We start from the raw sequence: 20506 nt of genomic DNA, 5'->3' as shown, positions 1-20506 counted from the left end.
GGCCGGACGATATCGGGCTGAGATGCGGATCATGACCAATCCCCTCATCATGACAGAGAATTAAACAGGGAGGCGGGGAGACGGGGAGATTGATGGGATTTCATTCCCCATCTGTCCTTCTCCCCGCCTCCCCGCCTCCCCGCCTCCCTGTGAATCTTCCCGAAAAATTCGACGGGATGCTTCCGATGCAGATCCACATCGTCACCAACATCGACAACGGCAAGGGGCTCGAGCGCGACTACCGCCTTCTCGGCAGCCTCCTGGAGAGCTGGGGTCACCGGGTCACCGGCGTTCACTTCCAGCGCTCCGAAGGCGTGGGTGGCGCCGATCTCGTCATCTTCCTCGAGGTCTACGAGCCGCGCCTCGCCGAGGGCACGCCGCGCCGGTGGCTGATCCCGAACGCCGAGTGGTGGCGGCCGGAAGCCCGGTCCGCGCTCGACGATTTCGAGCTCGTCCTGTGCAAGACCCGGGACGCGCTGTCGCACTTCGCCCCGCTCACGCCGCGGGCCCGCCAGCTCGGCTTCTTCTCGGAGGACCGCTGGGACCCGGCCGTGCCCCGGGCGCGGCGCTTCCTGCACGTCCCTGGCGGCTCCGACGCGAAGGGCACAGACTCCGTGCTTCTGGCCTGGGAGCGCCACCGCATCCCGTATCCGCTGACTGTCGTGTCCTCGCTTAGCTGGCCGCTCAGGCCGCGGAACGTCGAGTTCGCGGGGCGCGTCGACGAGCGGCGGCTGCGCTTTTACCAGAACGCGTCTCGATTTCACCTCTGTCCGTCCCGTTACGAGGGCTGGGGCCATGCGCTCCATGAGGGCCTCTCGGCCGGCGCCGCGGTCCTCGTGCCCGACACCGAGGCGATGAGCGAGATCGACGGCTGTGCGCTGCGCATGCCGGCCGCGCCGCACGGCGCGCAGGGCCTGGTGCGCACGCACGCGGTGGCTCCCGAGGACGTCCGCGATGCCGTCGAGCGCTGCATGGCGTTCACGGAGGCGGATCTCCGGCGCATCCAGGAAGCGGCGCGGGACGCGTACCTGAGCGAGCGCGAGCGGTGCCTCGCCAGCTTGTGGGAGGTGCTCGGCGAGCGGCCGGCGCTGAGGGGCGGCTCCGCTGCGGGTGCGGGCGTCAGAGGTGCGTCCGCGGGCGATGCGGCCGTCGGAGGCAGCGCCGCGCGCGACGCGCCCGGCGCGCCCGGCTCGGCTGTGGAGGCCCGCGCGACAAGCGCCGCTCCCCCGCGCATCGCCCTCGTGATCCCGTGCCAACCCTCGACCGCGCCCCTCCTGCGGCGCGCCGTGCTCGCGCTGCGCGCGCAGACCGCCGCCCCGTCGTCCTTCGAGGTCGTGGTCGTGTGCGACGGCGGCGACCCAGGCGGCGCGATCCGCGCCGCTGCGGAGCCGGGCTCTCACCCCTTCCGGGTCGAGATCATCGACAGCCCGCGCCCGCGCGGGCAGTTCCCGCACTGCAGCCATGCCAGGAACGCGGGCTTTCGCGCCGCCCGCGCGCCCTTGATCTGGTTCCTGGACGCCGATGTCCTGCTCCCGCGCGAGGCGGTCGAGCACGCGCTCTCGGAGCACGACGCGGCGCTCGCGCGCGGCGTGCCGGCCGTGCTCACGCCGGTGCTGGCCCGCGTCGCCTTGCCGCCGGCCCTGTGGATCGAGCGCTCGGCCGCGTGGGCGGCCTCGGGCGCCGTCGAGGGGCTCGCTCCGCTCCTCTCGGCCACGCCGCTCGACGGCGGCGTACCCGGCGCCCAGGGGGATCAGCTCCGCCCTGGCGCCCCGGGCTCCGAGTCGCTCTCCGACGTGCGCGACGGGCTACCCATCGTCTGGCGAGGCCTCGTCGATGCGCTCGGTGGCTTCGACGAGTGGTTCATCGGCGGTGGCGCCGAGAAGGGAGCCTTCGTCGATCTGCTGGAGGGCGTGCGGCGCGCGGACCTCATCGACATGCGCCTGCTCACGAGCGTTCGCGCCCTGCGCCAGCCGCAGAAGGCCGCCACGGAGGCGTTTCAGGTCCACGTCCATCGAGGGCGGGAAGAGCGCGAGCGCCGCGCCCGGGAGATCGGGTATGGCGCGCGGTGGTGGCGGGCGCGGCTCGCCGCGATCCGGGCGGCGCTGTCGTCGGCGGTCATGGCGGCTGCCCCGGACGCGCCGGCGGCGGAGCGCCTGCCGGACTGCTCGCCCGACGCGATCGAGGCGCGCGCGCGGCTCGTGCGCGGCGTCAGGGCGGTCGCCGCCCCCGCCTTGCGCGGGCTGTACGGCGGCGTCGTCGTGGTAGGCGAGGCGGCCGAGCTGCTCGCGCGCGACGTGGCGCAGGGTTGCGGCCTCGCGGCCCGCGTGGTGACGGCTGCCGGCCTCGCCGCGCTGCCGGCGAACCGCGCCTGCGGGGTCATCCTCAGCGGCGTCCTCGACGGCGCGACGGCGGAAGAGAGGGCGCGCGTGCTGGCTCAGGCCCGCCGCATCGTCAAGGCGACGGGGCCGCTCCTCATCGCGGAGATCGCGGGCGGCTCCGGGCCGCTCGGCGCCGCGCCGGAAGGTCAGGATGCAGCACCAGCGGCGGTCGAGGTCCGGGTGCGCGTCGAGCGCGTCGGCCTGTGAGCCACATGGCGCGGCTCTTCCTCCTCTATCGCTCGGGCCTCGCTCAGACACCGCAAACAGCGAGAAGTTGAGCCGCCAAGACGCCAAAAGACGCCAAGATTTTTATTATTTTCTTGGCGTCTTTTGGCGTCTTTTGGCGTCTTGGCGGCTCATTCCTCTGGTTTCCAAGCGGATCGGTGCTCTAGCTCTCGGCGCGGGAGACTTCAGGAAGTCCAAAGGAGATCATCCCAGCGCTCTCGGCGATCGCCCGGCGATAACGCAGCGCCGTCCACGACCAGTCCAGGTTGGCGCGCATCCAGTAGCGGAGGCAATCGACGTAACGGCCGAGCTCCGCGTCCACGTCGGGGTCAAAGCCCTCCAGCGCTGTCGCCTGCTCCACGAACGCTCGAACGGTCCCGTTGTGCACGCGCACGGCTTCGCGCACCGCCTCTTCGTCGCTCAGCCGATGCTCGTTCTTCAGGACGATCACCAGGTTGTGCACGTCCCCTTGCCTCGACTCCTTGTTCACCGAGAGGATGTCGTTGCACCAGCAGATGACACAATTGGCGAGCAGCGCCAGCCGCTGCACGCCCATGTGCTGGCGCACCCCGGCGGGGAGCCTGATACCGTCCGTGATCTGGGTCAGCTCGAAACAGGCGAACACGGCGCCGGTGTGCGCTCGCATCGCCTGGTAGTCCGACACGCTCGGGATGACGCCGCGGAGGCGGTTCTCGGCCTCCCAGCGGTTCGCCGTGAAGTACTCCTCGACCGCATGCGCGAAGCGGGATAACCACGACGAGGAGTCGCACTCGGCCATTCGCGTCCTCAGATCATGCAGTGAGCGCACGAGCTGATGATCGCTCGTGGACGGCGGCGCGCCTCGAAGGACGGCGAGCAGCCGCTCGTGCACGCGCATGAGCAGCGCGGGATCGGCGCCGACGCCCGTCTCGTCACACTCATCATCCATCAGAAACAGCCAGCTGACCCAGTCAGCCGCGATCTGGAGGCGCCCCCTCTCGGCTCTCGGGTAGGCGCGAGCGGCCAGCAGTCCGTACTCGAAGGACCGCGCGGAGCCCGAGGGTCGGCTCCGCTTGATCAGGTTGAACTTACGGGCCCACTCCCATGACCCGCGATCGACGTCAGCGGCGTGGGGGCTGATCTCGGCGCCGAACGGGCACCAGAGCTCGTGGTCGCTAGAGTGAACCATATGCGGACTGCGCTCCTGAGCATTTCAACGCAGGAAGTGGTGAGCATGTTCATGAGCCACACCCCAGGGACCGCCAGGAGACCCTGGCGACCCCGGTGGCCATGAACGCTTCGCGGACACCGGCCCGGCGTTGGTGGCGGGCAGCGGTCCGGAGGACGGCGCGACGCGCCCACAACGCCTGTCCGGACGGCGCACCTGTATCCCCACGTCCGGCGCATGCACCTCCGTGGGTCTCACTCTTCAAAGTAGCATGGCCCCCGCTCCACGGAAGTCGAAATCCGTCCACGAATGGAGTTTCACTGTGCCGTAACGACGCGGCCATCGTCCAGGATCGTTTGCGTTGATGAGCCTCGACGCCCTCCTTCATGAGAGCGCGCACACCGCCCTTTTCAAAAGGCGCCTCTCCGCCCCGCCACCGCATCGAGCGACATCGACATCAGAGCGCTCCGAAAGCGGCCCAGGACACGGCCATGGCCGAAACGTTACGACGTGACGACATCCGCCCCGGCTGTCAATCATTGGTTGTTCCGTCCGCCGGGCCGGTGCTACGATGAAGATGTCTCGGACGGTCCGAGCCAGGAGCGTCATCGCCGCACTCTCATGCCCAGGGTTCCTGGCGTATTCCAGGACTTTCCCTGCCGGAACTTCAGCCTCGTGCTCGCCGACCTACCGTGACGGCGCAGCCGGAGCACGCGTTCACGAGCGCGTCACGCCATCTGGCGTCGGAAGGTTTCGATCAGACAACAATGGCTTCGATCACCCAGACCGTCGCGATTTGCGCGCGATCTTACGCGGAGAGTGAGCTCGATGTTTCAAGGCGTAAGTGATGTCGAGGCCTTCTCGGCGGCCGGCGGCACGGGCGCCGCGCGGCTGTCCGCCTTGACTTGTCTCGGGAAGACGGCCGCCCTACGTCAAGATTGTGAGCGTGTCAGCGCGCAGACCAAGATGGTCCTCCTCGGTCTAGGCCTGCTGCACGAGGAACACCTACGGACGTACGACGCGGCGAACATCGTCTCGCTCTGCGCTCATGTGTACCCAGCTGCGTCTCTCGAGCAGCTGCAGGCATGCCACGACTGGAACATGTGGCTGTTCTGTTTCGACGACATGGTGGACAACATCCGCGGCCGCTATGCGGGCAGGCTCGACGAAATGAAGCGGGTGGCGATTGATTCGCTCATCTCGCTCCGCTATGGCGTCGAGCAGAAGGAGCCGCTGGCGAGGTACGCGCTCTACATCAGGCGCTCGCTCCTCGACCTGGTGAGCGAGCGGTGGCTGCTCCGCTTCAGCGACGCGGTCGAGGATTACCTCTTCAACGGCACGTTCAAGGCGGCTCAGAACAACCTGTACAGGCACGTCCCCGGCGTGCCGGAGTACGTCGCCATGCGCGTCAAGGACAGCGGTCTCGGGACCGTGATCCGCATGGCTGAGATGGCCTGCGGCGCCGAAATCCCTGACTGGCTGTGGCACGACCCCTACGTGCTCAGGATGAGAGCGCTGTGCGAGGAAGCGAGCAGCCTGCACAACGACCTCTTCTCCTATGAGAAAGAGGTGCTCTGGAACCGCAACCCCAACAACCTCGTGCACGTGGTGATGGTCAACCGCAGGGTCGGGTTCCAGGATGCCGTCCGGCTGTGCATCGACATGATCAACATGCGTCACGACGAGTTCTTGCGCATGGCCGCGAGCGTGCCTTCCTTCGGTCGCGAGATGGACGGAGCGCTGCAGCGGTTCATCGCGGGGATGACGAGCTGGATCGAGGGGAGCGCCGATTGGCAGGTGATGTCGGGCCGCTATTCATCGCCGACCTCGCCCTTCCTCGAGCTTCTGCGTCCGTGATCTCCTCTTTCATTTCTCTTGAATTGCGGCCGACAGGAGTCCTTGCATGTCATACCGCTTCAATCTCCTCGCGCCTGAGGTGCGGAACGATCCATACCCCATGTACGCGGAGATGCGCCGGAGCGCGCCGGTATGTCAGGTAGAGCCTGGCGGAATGTGGGCCGTCAGCCGCTACGCCGATGTCGCTGCTGTCCTGAGCAACAGCGAGGTGTTCTCGTCTGCAGGTCTGCGCGAGGCGACGAGGCCGTCATGGCTCGGGCACAACCCCGTGGCGGACTCGCTCGCGCTCCTGGACCCGCCGGTGCACACCAAGCTCCGCGCCCTGGTGAACAGGGCGTTCTCGATCCGCGTCGTCCCCCGCGTCGAGCCGCTGGTCCGCGCCGCCGCCCGGCGCTTCGCCGAGGGCATCGTCACCGGCCAGCCCATCGAGGTGCAAGAGCATTTCAGCAGTGAGCTCCCTGGGGTCGCCATCGCCGAGCTGCTCGGCCTGGACCCGGCGCTGCGCCGGCTCTTCTTCTCGTGGTCGGAGGCCCTCTTCAGCATTCATCCCGCCACCCCGCCGGAGCACCACGCGCGCATCCGCGCCGTCATCGCTGACATCGAGTCCTACCTGAGGGAGGTGCTGGCCGACCGGCGGCGCAGCCCGCGTGACGATCTGGTGAGCGATCTGCTCGACGCCGAGGTCGACGGCGAGCGGCTCAGCGAGGCGGAGCTCATCAGCTTCCTCGCCATCGTCCTCCAGGGCGGGCACGACACGGCCGCGAGCATGCTCGCCTCCTCGCTCCGCTGCCTCGCCGCACGCCCTGATCTGCTCGCCCGGCTGCGCGCCGAGCCGGCGGCGATCCCCTCCTTCGTCGAGGAGATCCTGCGCTTCGACCCGCCGCTGCAAGCGTCGACACGCCTGACCGTCTCCGACGCCGAGCTCTCCGGCGTGCCGCTGCCGCGGGGCTCCATCGTCCTCGCCTTGATCGGCTCCGCCAACCGCGACGATGGTCGCGTCGACGACCCCGACCGCGTCGACCTGAGTCGCAAGCGCAACGCTGGCCTGACCTTTGGCCTCGGCGCCCACTTCTGCATCGGCGCAGCGCTGTCGCTGGCGGAGGGGCGCCTCGGCCTCGAGGAGCTGCTCCCGCGCATCCAGGGGCTCCGCATGCACGAGCGGGGCTCCGCGTGGAGCACGTCGCTGTTCTCGCGCAACCAAGCCTACCTGTGGATGGAGTTCGACCGCGCGTAGGCGCTCAGCCGGGGAGGTGAGCGCGGACGGCGAGCCCGAGTCCGCGGTCGCGATGCGCGAACATCGAAATCGCGATCCCTCGATATCGCCGCCGGACGGCGGCTGCTCCCCGCGGTGAAGCCGGGGGCCGGCTCAGCGCCCCACGTGCAGCAGCGGCTCGCGCGCGAGCTCACGAAGCAGGAACTTCTCCACCACGCGCACGCGGTCCGGCGGTCGCTTCTGAGCCGGCCGCACGAAGAAGAGAGGAATGGGCTCGGGCTCGTGTCGCCGCAAGACGGCCCTCACGGCGCCGGTCGCGAGATCCTGCGCGACGAGCCACCCCGGCACCTGGGCGAGGCCGACGTCGGCGAGCACCGCCGCGCGGATGTCGTCCGCGTTGCTCGAGAGGAAGGTCACACGTGAAGGGTGGTGGCTCGTCGCCGCCGGCCGCCCGAATCGCCACGCGCGCCGCACGCCTCGAGTGAAGAACACGACGCACTCGTGCTCCTCGAGCTCGGGCAGCTCACACGGCTCGCCGTGGCGCGCCAGGTACGCCGCCGAGCCCACGGTGAGCAGCGGCGTCTCCCCCACGCGCCTCGCGACGTGCCCCGAGTCACCGAGCGCCCCAGCTCGAACGGCGAGGTCGATGTTGTCGGCCACGAGGTCCGCGAGCCGATCGGAGACCGCGAGCTCGACGGAGACGCCCGGGTGCTCGGCGCGGAGCGCCCGCAGGAGCGGCACGACACAGGCGCGGCCGAAGCCTGGGGCGACCGCGATACGCACGGTGCCGCTCGGCGCGCGATCGCCGCGCGCGAGCCGCGCGATGCGCTCATCGAGCGCTCGGACGAGCGGACCTACCTCGTCGACGAGGCGCTGCCCGGCCGGGGTCGCGCTCACGTGTCGCGTCGTGCGCCCGACCAGCCGGAGCCCGAGCTCTTCCTCCAGGCGCGCGATCGTCTTGCTCACGGCGGGCTGACCCACGCCGAGCTCGCGCGCCGGCACCGAGAAGCTCCTCGTCTCGACGACCCGAAGGAGGGTCTTGATCGCGTCCAGCCTGTCCATGCGCCGCTCCGGTTATTCCGACGAGGAATGGATCCTACCCTCCGCGACGCCGTTCTCAAGCCACGTGGGAGGTCCTATTCGTTCACGGCGTCACCCTTCTGCCGAGGTCCCCGATGCCGCAAATCCATCACCCGCTCTCTCCCGCCGACCGCGCCGCGATGACCGCGCTGCGCTCCCAGCTCGCGACGAGCCGCGCCGCTCCGACGCGAGCGTCGTTCGACCAGCTCATCGAGCTCACGCCGCCCGGCGCGGGCGTCGAGCACCGCGAGGCTCGCGTCGGTGGGGTGCCGGGCACCTGGTGTATTCCGCCGTCGCCGCGGCCCGGTCGAGCGATCCTCTACTTGCACGGCGGTGCGTTCATCCTCGGCAGCGCCCGCGCGTTCCGCCACTTCGCGGGCCAGCTCGCGGTCCGCGCAGGCATCTCCGCGTTCGTTGCCGACTATCGTCTGGCGCCGGAGCACCCTTTCCCTGCCGCGTGGGAGGATACGAGGGATGCGCACCTCGGCCTCGCCACCGAGCTCGGCGTGGAGCGGGTCGCCATCGCCGGAGACTCGGCGGGCGGCGGGCTCGCGCTCGCCCTGCTGGCCGCGCAGAGCAAGGCGCCCTGCGGCGTGCTCCTCTCGCCGTGGACCGATCTGGCCCTGAGCGGCGCGAGCATCGAAGCCAAGGCCCTTGAAGATCCGCTGCTCTCCCGTGCGGCGCTCGAGGCCGGCGCGCGTCACTACCTGTGCGGGCAAGACCCTCGCGATCCGCGCGCCTCCGCGCTGTACGGCGCGATGGAGCGCCTGCCGCCTGTGCAGGTTCACGTGGGCACGGCCGAGATCCTGCTCGACGACTCCGTTCGCCTCGATGCGCTCGCCGGCGCTGACGTCCACGTCTGGGAGGGCATGCCCCACGTGTTCCCGAGGAGCGTCGCGGCGTTCGAGGCCGCGCGCGACGCGCTCGACCTCGCGGGCGCGTTCTTGCGCCAGAGCGTCGACCGGTAAGAGCGGAGGACGGAGGCGAGAACGAGGTTCATCCTTTCACCATCTCGCAGCTGCGTTGGATACCCCCTCGCAAGCCTTCCGGAAGAGGTCGGCCGCGCGCACGTCGTCCTTGGGCGCGGCGCACGAGCTGGGTGTGCTCCCAGCCCGACGGGCGCAGCAGGATGGGCACCACCTGCGCGTCACCACGACGCCAGCGTTCGAGGGCCCGCCCCATCTCGCGATCGTGGCAGTCGTCGGACGCGAAGAAGGAGGCGCTGACGAGCAGAAGGATGAGCTGCGTCGAGCGGACCTGACCGTCTTGTCGCCGCAGTATGGAGAGGTGCTCCTCGAGCTCTCGCCGGAGCTCTGCGTCCTGAGGAGCATACGAGATGAACACGTCGATCGGTCCAGGCACGGTTTCAGCTCCCCGGCGACAGAGGCACAGCACCCCGCGCTCATGGTACGCCGCTGTTTTTCAGGCTGTCCAGCCCGAGCTGCGGGCACCTGAGCTCAGCCTTCAAGTCGACAGCGAGCGTCGTGCCCGTCCACCCTGCAAGGCCGTCGCGGTGGCCTCCCTACAGCGAGCTAGATCACCGAGCCGAACCGCCGGGTCGTTCACGCGGCGATGCGTCGGCGGAGGCGTTCCTGCTCGACGCGGCCCGGACGCGCGTCTATCCATGCCGCCATGGAACGCTCGCCGCGCGTGCTCCGGTGCGGACTCGCCCTGACCACCTCGCTCGCCCTCGCCTGCATTTCGGGCTGCGGAAAGGACGTCGAGCGCCCCTCGCCGGAGCACACGCCCGGCGCTGCTCAGGAAGGAAAGGCCATGTCGCTCTACGACTTCACCGTGAAGACCATCGACGGACAGGACCGCTCCCTCGGCGACTACCGAGGCAAGGTGCTGCTCGTGGTGAACACCGCTTCGGAGTGCGGCTATACGCCGCAGTACGCGGGGCTCGAGGAGCTCCATGATCGGCTCAAGGATCGCGGCTTCGCCGTCCTCGGATTCCCGTCGAACGATTTCGGCGCGCAGGAGCCGGGAACCGACGCCGAGATCGCCGCCTTCTGCTCCACGAAGTACGGCGTCAGCTTCCCGATGTTCTCGAAGATCCCGGTCAAGGGGGGCAGCAAGCACCCCCTCTATGCCTTCCTCACGCAAGCCGCACCTGCCGGTGAGGTGAAGTGGAACTTCACCAAGTTCCTGATCGGCAAGGACGGCTCGGTGATCGAGCGGTTCGAGTCGTCCGTGGCGCCGGGCGACCCGAAGCTCACGCAGGCGATCGACAGGGCGCTCGGCGGGTGAGCAAGGCGGCGCGCGAGCCACCGGCCAGACGAGACAGCCATCAATTGCAGTCGAGGCACCTCCACTCGACCTGTCCAGACGCCGAGACCCCGAACCGCTGAGCGGTGTACTTCTCGATATCGATCAGGTACCCCGACGGTTGCGCGTTCCGCGTGCAGCACCCGCTGCAATCGGAGTCGGCGCACATGTCATACACCTTGACGTCGATCTCCTTGCCGTTCTTTCGAAGGCGCAGGGTCTTGAGCTTGTACTTCTGAAAATCCTTGGAGTGCACCGCGGCGATGTTGTTCTCTCTGACCCAGCTCTCCGGCTGCTTTCCGTCGAGGGCCGCGAACTGACCGGCCCACGTGCACCCGTTGTACTCGATGCACTCCTCGCTGCCGGGGTCGGGGTAAGACTCGAACTCCGTCAGGCTGGCCGTCTGCCACACCACGCCAGAGCCGCCGCTACCGCCGCCGCCCGTTGTGCTGCCGCCGCCCGTGCCCGTGGTGCTGCCGCCGCCCGTGCCCGTGGTGCTGCCGCCGCCCGTGCCCGTGGTGCTGCCGCCGCCCGTGCCCGTGGTGCTGCCGCCGCCCGTCGTGCTGCCACCGCCCGTGCCTGTCGTGCTGCCGCCGCTCGTCGTGCTGCCGCTGCTGGAGCAGCTGGTGTCGCGGAGCTCGATGCGAGACGGGGTGAACGAGGACACGGAGTCGGTGGAAAAGTTGAGTGTGAATGACGCGTTGCGGGCGATCGACACGTTCGATGTCCTCGAATAGGTGCATCGGGAGCCGGCTTGTGTGTGGGTCCAGCCCGGCTCGTGATGATCGCACGTGACACCGCTCGGCACGTCGAAAGCCACGATCGGCTTCTTCAGCGCGCTCGCGCCCGTGTTCTTGACCTTGATGGTTCCCCAGTACTCCGGGGCTCCTTCGTACGAGTTCGTCGTGACCGCATACGAACAGGCTGCAAGATTCTGGTCCAGCTCGCCCATGTCTTCGGCCGTGGGGCCCGTGTCGGCCGAGCACGCTGCGAAGCAGAAGGCTGCTCCCGCAGACGCAGACGCGAACGCAAGCTGAGCTGCCCGCAGACCTCGGATTCGATTGATGCGCATACGGCGATCCTTTCCTGCGTGCATCGGCGACAGGTCATGATGTAATGACATGTCCTCCCCAACCCAGCGCCGGACACGTAAGATGGGTAGCACTGCCGCATTGAGCTGTCGAGACGAGGAGGTTGGTATTTGCAGCCAGGCGCCGCGTGAGCCCCTGAATACACGCGAATGTGACCTTCGCTCGTCATCCTCGCCGCGTCGTCGCGTGGAGGGGATCAACCCACGTTCTCTGCCATGCAGCCTGCGCCGCCAGCATCGGATCGCTCAATCGATCTGCCAGGGTTTATTTTATGTAGTCTCGCTGCACTCACATCGTTCGCCATCGCCGGTTCGCCCCCAACCCCCGGGGACGCGCTCCGGATTCAGGGCTGAAGGCGCAGCCTGGCGGTGACGGGGAAGTGATCCGACGGATAGAAGCCGTCGCGGTGTTCGCGGATGATCTGGGCCATCAGCACCTCCGTGACCGGCGCCGGCTGAGCGAAGATGAAATCGATCTTCTCTCCGTCCTCGTCTCCGCTGAACGAGTGGAATGTGCCGACCGGCGCCTCGTCCGGGTAGAGGACGCGAAACGTGTCCACGAATCCCGGAGGGGCCGGCACCGGCGCGGTCCCTTCGCTCGCGCGCGTCGCCTCTCCCTTGACATAGAGGACGGCTGGATTGCGCTCGCCCGCATTGAAATCGCCCGTGAGAAACACCGGGTCGGCGTGGGCACGCTTCGCGATCCTGTCGGCGATGAGCTCGACGCTCCGCGCGCGCGATGGCTGGGACTCGTGGTCCAGGTGTGTGTTGAAGAGATAGAAGGCGCGGCGGGAGCTCTTCTCGACGAACCTCGCCCATGTGCAGATCCGCACGACCACGTTCCCGAAGCTCGCCGACCCAGGCACCTCCGGGGTGTCGGATAGCCAGAATGTGCCGCTCTCATCCACATCGAATCGATCTGCGTTGTAGAGGATCGCCGAGTATTCACCCGCCTCGACGCCGTCATCCCTGCCTACCCCGATCTCCGAGTACGGGAGCGCGCCGCGGAGATCATCGAGCTGGGACCTGAGCGCCTCCTGAAGCCCGAGCACATCGGGGTGTGCGTCACGGATGACCTGATAGAGCATGTCGCGGCGATTCGGCCAGTAGTTGTCGCCGTCCGCGCGGTTTGCATAACGGATGTTGAACGTCATCAGGTCGAGCGTCATCGGCTGGGCCGCGACGGCGCCGCCCGCGCCGCCCATGCCGCCCGCTCCGCCTGCGCCGCCCGCGCCGCCCATGCCGCCCGCTCCGCCTGCGCCGCCCGTGCTGCCCGCTTCGCCTGCGCCGCCCGCTCCGCCCTGTCCACCCATGTCGTTCCTGCTGCCTGTGCTGCCCGTGGCGCTGGGCTGCTCCCCACCGCCAGGCTCGCTGCTACATCCGGATAGAAAGAGGAGTGCCCCCGTTGCGAGGAGTAGAGCTCCCTTCGATGTCGTCATTGCGCCCTCGTTGTAGAATATGTCCACCCGCCCGCGATCTGCGCCGAGGCGCGAACTAAAGCGCAAGCGCCGGCGCTCCTGTCAAGCTTTGTCGTGCGACAGGCATGTGTCAGCAAGGCGCCGGGGTTTTCGTCGGCGGAGTGGCACCGACCCGACGCTCACCTTTGAAGCCCATCATCTTCTGCACGACGCGCTCGATCTCTTCAGCGATATCGGCTTGCTCGCGCGCCCGGCCCGCACCGTCTTCACGTAATTTTTTCGCTCTTGCCGTCGACCTTCACCGTCACTAGCTTCTCGGCTTCGTCAGCAGACTCTTGCACTCGGCCATGCCGAGCGATGAACGAACTCAGGGGGCCCGCCAATGATCGAATCACCACGCCTGCAGATGATCGACGGTCGGCACATTCCGCAGCTCGGGCTCGGGGTGTATCAATCGGCGCCCGGCGAAGAGACCGAGGGCGCCGTCCTCGAAGCGCTGCGCCTCGGCTATCGCCACGTCGACACCGCCCAGTACTATGGCAACGAGGCGGACGTTGGCAGCGCGTTGCGCAAGAGCGGCCTCGGGCGCGACGCGGTGTTCATCACGACGAAGATCGCGAATTTTAACCAGGGGCGTGACACGACGCTGCGTTCGCTCGAGCGTTCACTCAAGGAAGCCGCGCTCGACGCCTACGATCTCGTGTTGATTCACTTCCCCGTCACCGGCAAGCGCAGCGACACCTGGCGCGCGCTCGTCGACGCGCAGAAGCAAGGCCTCGCCAGATCGATCGGCGTCAGCAACTACACCGTGCGACACCTCGAGGAGCTCCTCGGCGAGAGCGCGGTGGTGCCGGCGATCAACCAGGTCGAGCTCAGCCCGTTCCTCGGGCAGGCTGAGCTGCGCGCGTTCTGCGCGAAGCACCGGATCCTCGTGCAGGCGTACAGCCCGCTCACGCAGGGCGTGAAGCTTCGGCACAAAGACATCGTCTCCACGGCGACAAAGGCCGGGCGCACACCAGCGCAGGTGATGCTGCGCTGGGCCGTGCAGCATGGCTTGATCGTTCTGCCGAAGTCGGTCACGCCCGCGCGTATCGCCGAGAACGGCGCGATCTTCGACTTCGCGCTCGACGCCGACTCGATGCGCACGCTCGACGGGCTCGATGTCGGCTTCCGCGCGAGCTGGGACCCGACGGACGTCCCCTGATCCACACGGTCAGCGAAAGGCAGCAAGCGACGCTAGCCGCTCATGGACACGTCTTCGGGCGGACCACCGCATAGACGAAATCGTGGAATCCGGCGGCCATGAACCCACCGCCGGGGAGCGACGTGACCGCATTGAACCGGCCCGGCGTGCCAACATCACCTTCGAACTCCCAGCGCAACTCCCCGTCGGTGTCGACGGAGAGCAGCCAGGTCCGCGCCGTTCCTCCGTCCGTTCCCCGCGTCCTCCCGCCGAGGTGCAAGAGCCCTGTGCTCGGATCGTACGAGATGGCGTGAAGCTCGGTGTCGAGCTCAGGGTGATAGGTCCTGGCCCAGATCACCGTTCCGTCGGCGTCCAGCAGGATGACATGACTCTGACCGAGGCTGATCGCGGCGATCGCGATACGCCCATCGGGCAGGGCCGCGATATCCTGTGGCCACGCTTCGCCGACCTCCTCCAGCACACGGTCGAACACGGGGGCCGTCTGCTCGGTGCTGCGGACGACGCGCAGGTACCCTGCGTGCGCGGTCAGCTGAATCACGTCACCTCCGGGCAGCAGCGCGGCCCCACCCCGACTCCAGGACTGCGTGATCGCGGACTCGGGATCGATCGGCATGAACCGTTCGTGGACGATCTCGCCCGCGTCGTCCAGCCGCACCAGGCGCAGCCGAAACGCCACGTCCTGAGCCTCGCTGTCGTGGGTGGAGAGGACGTATCCCCCGGTCGGGTGCCGGAGCAGCTCGATGTCGACGTGCGCGCTGTAGGCCGATGGTCCGAGCAGACGGCTCTCGAGCAGCTGACCGGCTCCGTCGAGCCGACCGAGCCACACTCCCGTGCGGGTGGGAGACGTCGAATCATACACCTGGCCCGCGACCATGAGGCCCCCGTCCTCGGTCTTCGCGCCGGTCTTCAGAAATCCGTCGGGGAGGGGGACCGAGCTCCACGACACGTTGCCCGCCTCGTCGAGCTCCGCGACCCCCCCGTTCGCCGGTGCTCCAACCGCGATGAACCGTTCCCCACCGACCGGAAGAAGCCAGTCGGCGTCCATTCCCGAGGGCGCAAAGAACGAAACCTCCGTGCCTTCAACGCAGCTCTCGGGCTCGCTATCTACAGGGCCCGGTGGCTCGCTATCCACAGAGCCCGAGGACTCGGCATCTTCAGGGCCCGGTGGATCGACATCCTCGGAGTCCGGTGGATCGACATCCTCGGAGCTCGGTGGATCGACATCCTCGGAGCCCGGTGGATCGACATCCACAGAGGCCGGTAGTTCGACCGTGACTTTGCCACAGCCCGCAAGCATCGCGAGCGCGACGAAGGAACCCGCAGAGAAACCAATGCGTGCCGAGGTGGTCTTCATGAAGCGGCTCCTGCAACCAGCGTGCTCTACATTCAAGGATGGCGTGAGCTGTGAAGAGCTGGACTAGTGGATCAACGCAACCCCAGGTGAGCCGATCCAGTCCAGCGGGAAAGGGCGCCGCGGGGGGCGATCCGTGCTCCGCGCCGACCTGGGTGGAGCGTATCATGCGTTGCTGCGAGGAATGAGCCCCCGCGCCGCGGCGGATTGCTGCTGATCGGGGCCACCCCGCGAGCGGGTGAGGGAGCGGGCGAAGGGGCCGCGAGCGCGGGTGGACAGCGGCGGCTCTCGGCTGGGCTAGGCATCATCGGGACGTGGCGTCCGCAACGTTGCTCGTGCTGGCTCCCGCGCATGCCGACGGGGCGCCGCGCGTCCGCCGGATAGCTCGCGTGCTCGCCGGAAAGCTGCGCAATCTGCCGTGATGCGGGCCGCCATGCGATGTTCTCACGATGAAGCTGGACCTTACATCGCTCGCAGCGTCCATCGTGATGCTGATGAGCACGTTCATCTTGGGCTGCGGAGCTGACTGTAAGAGCAACTGCGAGAGAGCACAGGAATCAGGCTGCGGACATCTCTGGGTGAAGCGAGAGGCGCTCGACCCCGCTTCGCCGCCGCGGGCGACGGCCGTGGACTGCGGGAGCCTGTGCGAAGACCTCGAGGCAACGAGCGAGGCAGCCGAATGCACGAGCCGCTTCGACGAGTACTTCGGCTGTCTCGACGACCAGCGTAACGTCTGCGAGACCGGCTCGTGCGGCTCCGAACAGGGTCGTCTCGCCCTGTGCTTGTTCCCTTATTGCATGGAGCACTCGGGGGGAGCATGCCCGCGTTGAGCGAGGCTTGTCTGTAGCTTCGGCCGACGTGTCGGCGCCCTTCTCAGCAAGGCGCGCCTGGTTGCCGACGCAAGATCTGTTGAATTGGCGGCCAGCTATGTCCGGCATCTCCCGTCATGTCAACACCCGCTCCGATCCTCTCACGCTCGCGCCCGATCCTCCCGCGCCCGCGCTCGATCCTCCCACTCCTGCGTCCGATCCTCCCGCCCCGCGCCTGGTCCTCGGAGCGGGCGTGTTACAAGGCCGCGTGCACTTCACCATCTCGCACGAGCTCGACGCGCCCCTCGACGCCGTGGAGCTCGCCGTGCTCTCGCCGGACCTCGGGCCTCGGCTCGCCACGCGGGTCGCCTCCCTCGAGAGCGTCGTGACCGTCGAGCACGCGCTCCGCGACGGCGAGCTCCTCCGCATCCTGCGCTTCCAGGCGAGCGCGCCGCTGCCGATCTTCCGGGGCTACCCCGTGGCGAAGGACGCCATGTCCTGGGAGGAGCGCTCGACGTACCGCCTCTCGGACCACGCCTCCACGTGGCAGGTCAGCCCGAAGGAGCAGTGGCGCAGCTACTTCCGCTCGGCGGGTACGTACCGGCTCGAGCGCCTGCCGCAGGGCCGCACCCGCCGCCGGGTCGATGGCGACATCCAGATCCGACTGCACCTGCTCGGCCCGCTCGTCGAGCGCCTCGCCCTCGCCGAGGTCCAGCGGACGTACGACGCAGAAGCAGATACGCTCCGGGAGCTCATCCGCGCATGAACAACCTACCCCGCCCCCAAAGCCACGCCCGCTCCCCGCGTCCTGCCCGGCTGGGGCGGCTCGCCAGCATCACTCACCCCGCCGGCCCCGCTCGCCCAGCCAGCGCCGCTCGCCCCGCGAGCGTCACCGCCGCGCTGCTCGGCCTGTGCGCGGGCCTCTGCGCGACCGCCGCGCACGCCGCGCCGGCCGACGGCCCCTCGCAGCCGCTCCCCGATCCTGGCAAGCCCGTCGCCAGCAGCGACGACACCTCGGCCATCGCGGTGAACCCCGCGAACCTCTCCTTCCTCCCAGGCACCGAGCTCCGGTGGACCTGGGTCTCCATGGGCTCCGCCTCGCCGCTGCCCGCCCGTGGCCACTCGATCGCGCTCGCCGTGCCGCTCTGGTACGTGTCGACCGGCCTGCGCTTCGACTTCCTCGACCCGCCCGACGCCGCGCCGGCGCCGTTCGACAGCCCGTCGCGCTGGGTCCGCTGGGGGCTCGCGCTCGACACCGGCCCCACCTTCGCCTTCGGCACGACGCTCGGCTGGGGCAGCTCCGACGCGCCGGCGCTCGACGGGTACTTCTCGCTCACGAGCGGCGTGACGCTCCGGCCCGCCACCTGGCTCTCGCTGTCGGCCGTCGCGCGCGACTGGAACCGCCCCGAGAACCGCCTCCGCGAGGCCATCGAGCGCAGCTACGACTTCGGCGTCGCCGTGCGGCCCGCGGGCGGCAGGCGCGCGCTCGAGATCGGGCTCGAGACGTCCTACCTCGAGAACAGCGACCCCGACGAGAGCGGCACCTGGACGCCCCGGGCGACCCTCGGCCTGCGCGTGCCCTACGTGGGCACGCTCCGGGGCGACGTGACGCTGCGCGATCTCACGGCCGACGGCGGCCCGAAGATCGCCGCCATGGCCGGCCTCGACGTCAACGTCGACGAGCTGCAGGTCTCGGCCGGCGGCGTCTTCGGCAACGCCATCACGAAGAGCGGCACCGGCTTCTACGCCGGCGCCGCGCTCCGCAGCTTCTCCGAGCGGGGCGTCCAGCTGCCGGCCCGCGTCGTCCGCGTCCGCCTCGACTCGACGCCGGGCGTCCGCAGGCACACGCGGTTCCTCCAGCAGCTCTGGCGCCTCGCCGAGGACCCGGAGGTCTCCGGCGTCGCGCTCGTGCTCCGCGCGGAGCCCGCCAGCTCGCTCGCCCACGCCGAGGAGGTCTCCGACGCGATCCGCAACCTGAGGAACCACGGCAAGAAGGTCCTCTGCCACCTCGAGGACGCCGGCGGGCGCTCGCTCCACGTGTGCTCGAGCGCCGACGCCATCGCGATGAACCCCGCGGGCGGGCTGCGCTTCGCCGGCATGTCGTCGAGCTACTTCTACTTCGGCGGCCTCCTGAAGAAGCTCGGCGTGCAGGCCGATATCGTCCGCATCGGCGCGCACAAGCTCGCCGCCGAGCAGTTCGCGCGCGAGACCAGCACCCGGGTCGGCAAGGACGATCACCAGGCGCTGCTCGATCAGCTCAACGACGCCTTCCTCGCCGAGGTGAGCGCCGGGCGCCGCATCCCCGTCCCGGAGCTCGAGCGGCGGCTCGCGCGCGGGCCGTTCCTCGCCCAGGAGGCGCGGCAGAGCGGCCTCGTCGACCAGCTCGCCTACGACGACGAGCTCGGCCGCGTCGTCGACGAGGTCATGGGGCGCGCCTCCCGCGTCGTCGATGACGACCCGGGCGACGAGGCGCCCGAGCGCTGGGGCCGCTCGCCCAAGGTCGCGCTCGTCTACCTCGACGGCGACATGATCGACGGCGAGAGCCGATCGATCCCGTTCGTCGGCGTCAAGCTCGCCGGCTCGTACACGGTCGCGGGCGCGCTGCGCCGCGCGCGCGAGGACCGCAGCGTCCGCGCCGTCGTGCTCCGGGTCGAGACCGGCGGGGGCTCGACGCTCGCGGCGGACGTCATCCTGCGCGAGGCGATCCTCACGGCGCGCGTGAAGCCGCTCATCGTCTCGATGGGCTCGTCGGCCGCGAGCGGCGGCTATTATGCATCCGTCGCCGGCGCCCCGATCTTCGCGAGCCGCTCCTCGATCACCGGATCCATCGGCGTCTTCTACGGGAAGGTCGACGTCACGGGGCTCCTGCAGAAGCTCGGCGTCAGCATCGAGACGTTCCGCTCGTCGCCCCGCGCCGACGCCGAGTCGCTCTACAGGCCGTACACCGACGACGAGCGCGAGCAGCTCGGCGTCAAGGTGAAGCAGTTCTACGATCGGTTCGTCGCCCGCATCGTCGAGAACCGGCACATGAAGGCCGAGGAGGTCGACGCGCTCGGGCGCGGGCAGGTGTGGACCGGCGCCCAGGCCCTCGACCGCCGGCTCATCGATCGCCTCGGCGGGCTCCGGCAAGCGATCGACGAGGCGCGCCGGCTGGGCCAGCTGCCCGACGACGCGCCCGTCCTGTCGCTCCCCGAGGAGGACACGTCGCTCCTCGGCTACGCCCTCAGCCTGGTCGGCTTCTCCGCGCAGGCCCAGGGCGAGCTGGCGAGGGCGAGCATCCCGCCCGTGATGCTCGACGCCGCGCGCGCCCTCTCGCCGTTCTTCGTGTTCGGCGCGGACAGGCCGCTCGCGCGCAGCGAGTTCGCCGGCGAGATCTCGTTCGGCGCCCCCGCCACGGCCCGCGAGGACGAGCCCGGAGGATCCGCGCCGCCCGCGTCGCCTGCGTCGAAGGAACGCTGAGCGCATGGAGCAGCTCGAGCCCGCGTCGCCCAGGACCACCGAGCCCGTGGAGCAGGCCGGGCCCGCGGCGCCGCCGCTGCTCCACGCCCGCGCCGCGCGCATCGCGGTGGACGACGTTGTCGCCATCGACGCGCTCACCGCGGCGACGCGCGGCGAACGCGTGCTCTGCGCCGGCGACGCCGGCGCGCTCTTCGCGGCGCTCACGGGCGTCCCGTTCTCGTCCCTCCGGAGGCCGGCGCAGGCCGGCGCGGTGGACGACGCGCGCGGCGGGGCGCCCGGGGAGGCGCGCGTCGTGGCCGGGCGCCTCGAGGTCGCGGGGCGCGACGTGGCGCGCTCCGCGCACCGCGCGGCGAGCGGGGCGGCGCCGCTCGATCCGCCGCTGCCGCTCGCGTGGACCACGGACGCCTACGTCGCCTGGGGCGCGCGCCTCGCGGGGGCCTCGCCGCGCGCGGCCGCCGACATGGTGGCCCCCGCCCTGGCCCGGGTCGGCCTCGCGGCCTCGCGGAAGCGCACGCTGAGCGCGCTCGCGCTGCCCGAGCGCCGCGCGCTCGTCCTCGCCCAGGCGATCGTGACCGCGCCCGCCGTGCTGATCGCCGAGGATCCGCTCGTCGGCCTCGACGGCGCCGCGGCCGCCTTCGTCCTGGCCGCGCTCGCGGGCGCCACCGAGGGCCGCGGCGCGCTGCTCACGGCGGCGCGGCTCGACGTCGAGGGCCCGCGGGGCGCCCTGGTCCGCGGCGCCACCGACGTCCTGGTGCTCGCGGGCGGCGAGCTCGCCTTCTCGGGCACGTTCGCGGAGATCGCCGCCGGGAGCCGCCTCTACGCCGTCACCGTCCGCACCAACGCGGAGCTCCTCCGCGAGGAGCTCGCCGCCCGGGGGATCGCGCTGCGGGGCGGGCCGGTGCGCTTCGCCGCCGCGCTGCCCGAGGGCGCGACCACCCGCGACGTCGTCCTCGCCGCGACGCGCTGCCGCGCCGCGATCGTCGAGCTCACCCCCCTCTTCTGACCTG

General features: G+C 69.7%; 14 protein-coding genes. 9 read left to right on the top strand and 5 right to left on the bottom strand.

Annotated elements, in window-relative coordinates:
- The first annotated feature begins 185 nt into the window (after positions 1-185).
- Positions 186-2585 (top strand): glycosyltransferase, encoded by a 2400-nt coding sequence (locus WME79_RS45390; protein WP_437528416.1) that lies wholly within the window; start codon positions 186-188, stop codon positions 2583-2585.
- Positions 2586-2766: 181 nt separating this feature from the next.
- Here WME79_RS45390 and WME79_RS45385 read toward each other — a convergent pair whose 3' ends face one another.
- Complete coding sequence (locus WME79_RS45385; protein WP_437528415.1) at positions 2767-3771, bottom strand: terpene synthase family protein; 1005 nt, start codon at positions 3769-3771, stop codon at positions 2767-2769.
- A gap of 945 nt (positions 3772-4716) precedes the next feature.
- Here WME79_RS45385 and WME79_RS45380 point away from each other — a divergent pair.
- Together WME79_RS45380 and WME79_RS45375 are read left to right on the top strand one after the other, a co-directional pair.
- Positions 4717-5607, top strand: a complete 891-nt coding sequence (locus WME79_RS45380) for a terpene synthase family protein (protein WP_437528414.1) — start codon at positions 4717-4719, stop codon at positions 5605-5607.
- A 46-nt stretch (positions 5608-5653) separates the two neighbouring features.
- Positions 5654-6841 (top strand): cytochrome P450, encoded by a 1188-nt coding sequence (locus WME79_RS45375; protein ID WP_437528413.1) that lies wholly within the window; start codon positions 5654-5656, stop codon positions 6839-6841.
- A 132-nt stretch (positions 6842-6973) separates the two neighbouring features.
- Here WME79_RS45375 and WME79_RS45370 read toward each other — a convergent pair whose 3' ends face one another.
- Positions 6974-7882, bottom strand: coding sequence for a LysR substrate-binding domain-containing protein (locus WME79_RS45370; protein WP_437528412.1), 909 nt, complete (start codon positions 7880-7882; stop codon positions 6974-6976).
- Positions 7883-7995: 113 nt separating this feature from the next.
- Here WME79_RS45370 and WME79_RS45365 point away from each other — a divergent pair, with 113 nt between their 5' ends.
- Positions 7996-8868, top strand: coding sequence for an alpha/beta hydrolase fold domain-containing protein (locus tag WME79_RS45365; protein WP_437528411.1), 873 nt, complete (start codon positions 7996-7998; stop codon positions 8866-8868).
- A gap of 805 nt (positions 8869-9673) precedes the next feature.
- Positions 9674-10150 carry a glutathione peroxidase gene (locus tag WME79_RS45360; RefSeq protein ID WP_437540068.1) on the top strand — a complete coding sequence of 159 codons (477 nt, stop codon included), beginning with the start codon at positions 9674-9676 and terminating at the stop codon, positions 10148-10150.
- A 40-nt stretch (positions 10151-10190) separates the two neighbouring features.
- On the opposite strand, the gene WME79_RS45355 is transcribed toward WME79_RS45360, so the two are convergent.
- Positions 10191-11240 carry a hypothetical protein gene (locus WME79_RS45355; protein WP_437528410.1) on the bottom strand — a complete coding sequence of 350 codons (1050 nt, stop codon included), beginning with the start codon at positions 11238-11240 and terminating at the stop codon, positions 10191-10193.
- Between the two features lie 362 nt (positions 11241-11602).
- A complete protein-coding gene (locus tag WME79_RS45350; protein ID WP_437528409.1) occupies positions 11603-12697 on the bottom strand; it encodes an endonuclease/exonuclease/phosphatase family protein in 1095 nt (364 codons plus the stop codon).
- Between the two features lie 361 nt (positions 12698-13058).
- Here WME79_RS45350 and WME79_RS45345 point away from each other — a divergent pair, with 361 nt between their 5' ends.
- The gene (locus WME79_RS45345) at positions 13059-13880 is read left to right on the top strand and encodes an aldo/keto reductase (RefSeq protein ID WP_437528408.1); all 822 of its coding nucleotides are present in this window, start codon (positions 13059-13061) and stop codon (positions 13878-13880) included.
- 40 nt (positions 13881-13920) lie between these two features.
- On the opposite strand, the gene WME79_RS45340 is transcribed toward WME79_RS45345, so the two are convergent.
- A complete protein-coding gene (locus WME79_RS45340) occupies positions 13921-14925 on the bottom strand; it encodes a hypothetical protein (RefSeq protein ID WP_437528407.1) in 1005 nt (334 codons plus the stop codon).
- A 1368-nt stretch (positions 14926-16293) separates the two neighbouring features.
- Here WME79_RS45340 and WME79_RS45335 point away from each other — a divergent pair.
- Genes WME79_RS45335 through WME79_RS45325 form a run of 3 tightly spaced genes read left to right on the top strand, consistent with a single transcriptional unit; the run spans position 16294 to position 20502 of the window.
- Complete coding sequence (locus tag WME79_RS45335; RefSeq protein ID WP_437528406.1) at positions 16294-16806, top strand: DUF2505 domain-containing protein; 513 nt, start codon at positions 16294-16296, stop codon at positions 16804-16806.
- Positions 16803-19499 (top strand): signal peptide peptidase SppA, encoded by a 2697-nt coding sequence (gene sppA, locus WME79_RS45330; protein WP_437528405.1) that lies wholly within the window; start codon positions 16803-16805, stop codon positions 19497-19499. Before WME79_RS45335 ends, sppA begins: the two co-directional genes overlap by 4 nt.
- Positions 19500-19503: 4 nt before the next feature.
- The gene (locus WME79_RS45325; protein ID WP_437528404.1) at positions 19504-20502 is read left to right on the top strand and encodes an ABC transporter ATP-binding protein; all 999 of its coding nucleotides are present in this window, start codon (positions 19504-19506) and stop codon (positions 20500-20502) included.
- Positions 20503-20506: the final 4 nt, after the last annotated feature.

It is taken from the genome of Sorangium sp. So ce726 (genome assembly GCF_051521405.1).
GTDB lineage: Bacteria > Myxococcota_A > Polyangia > Polyangiales > Polyangiaceae > Sorangium.
Note: the sequence above shows the minus strand (reverse complement) of the source record. Positions and strands in the feature narration are given on the sequence as shown.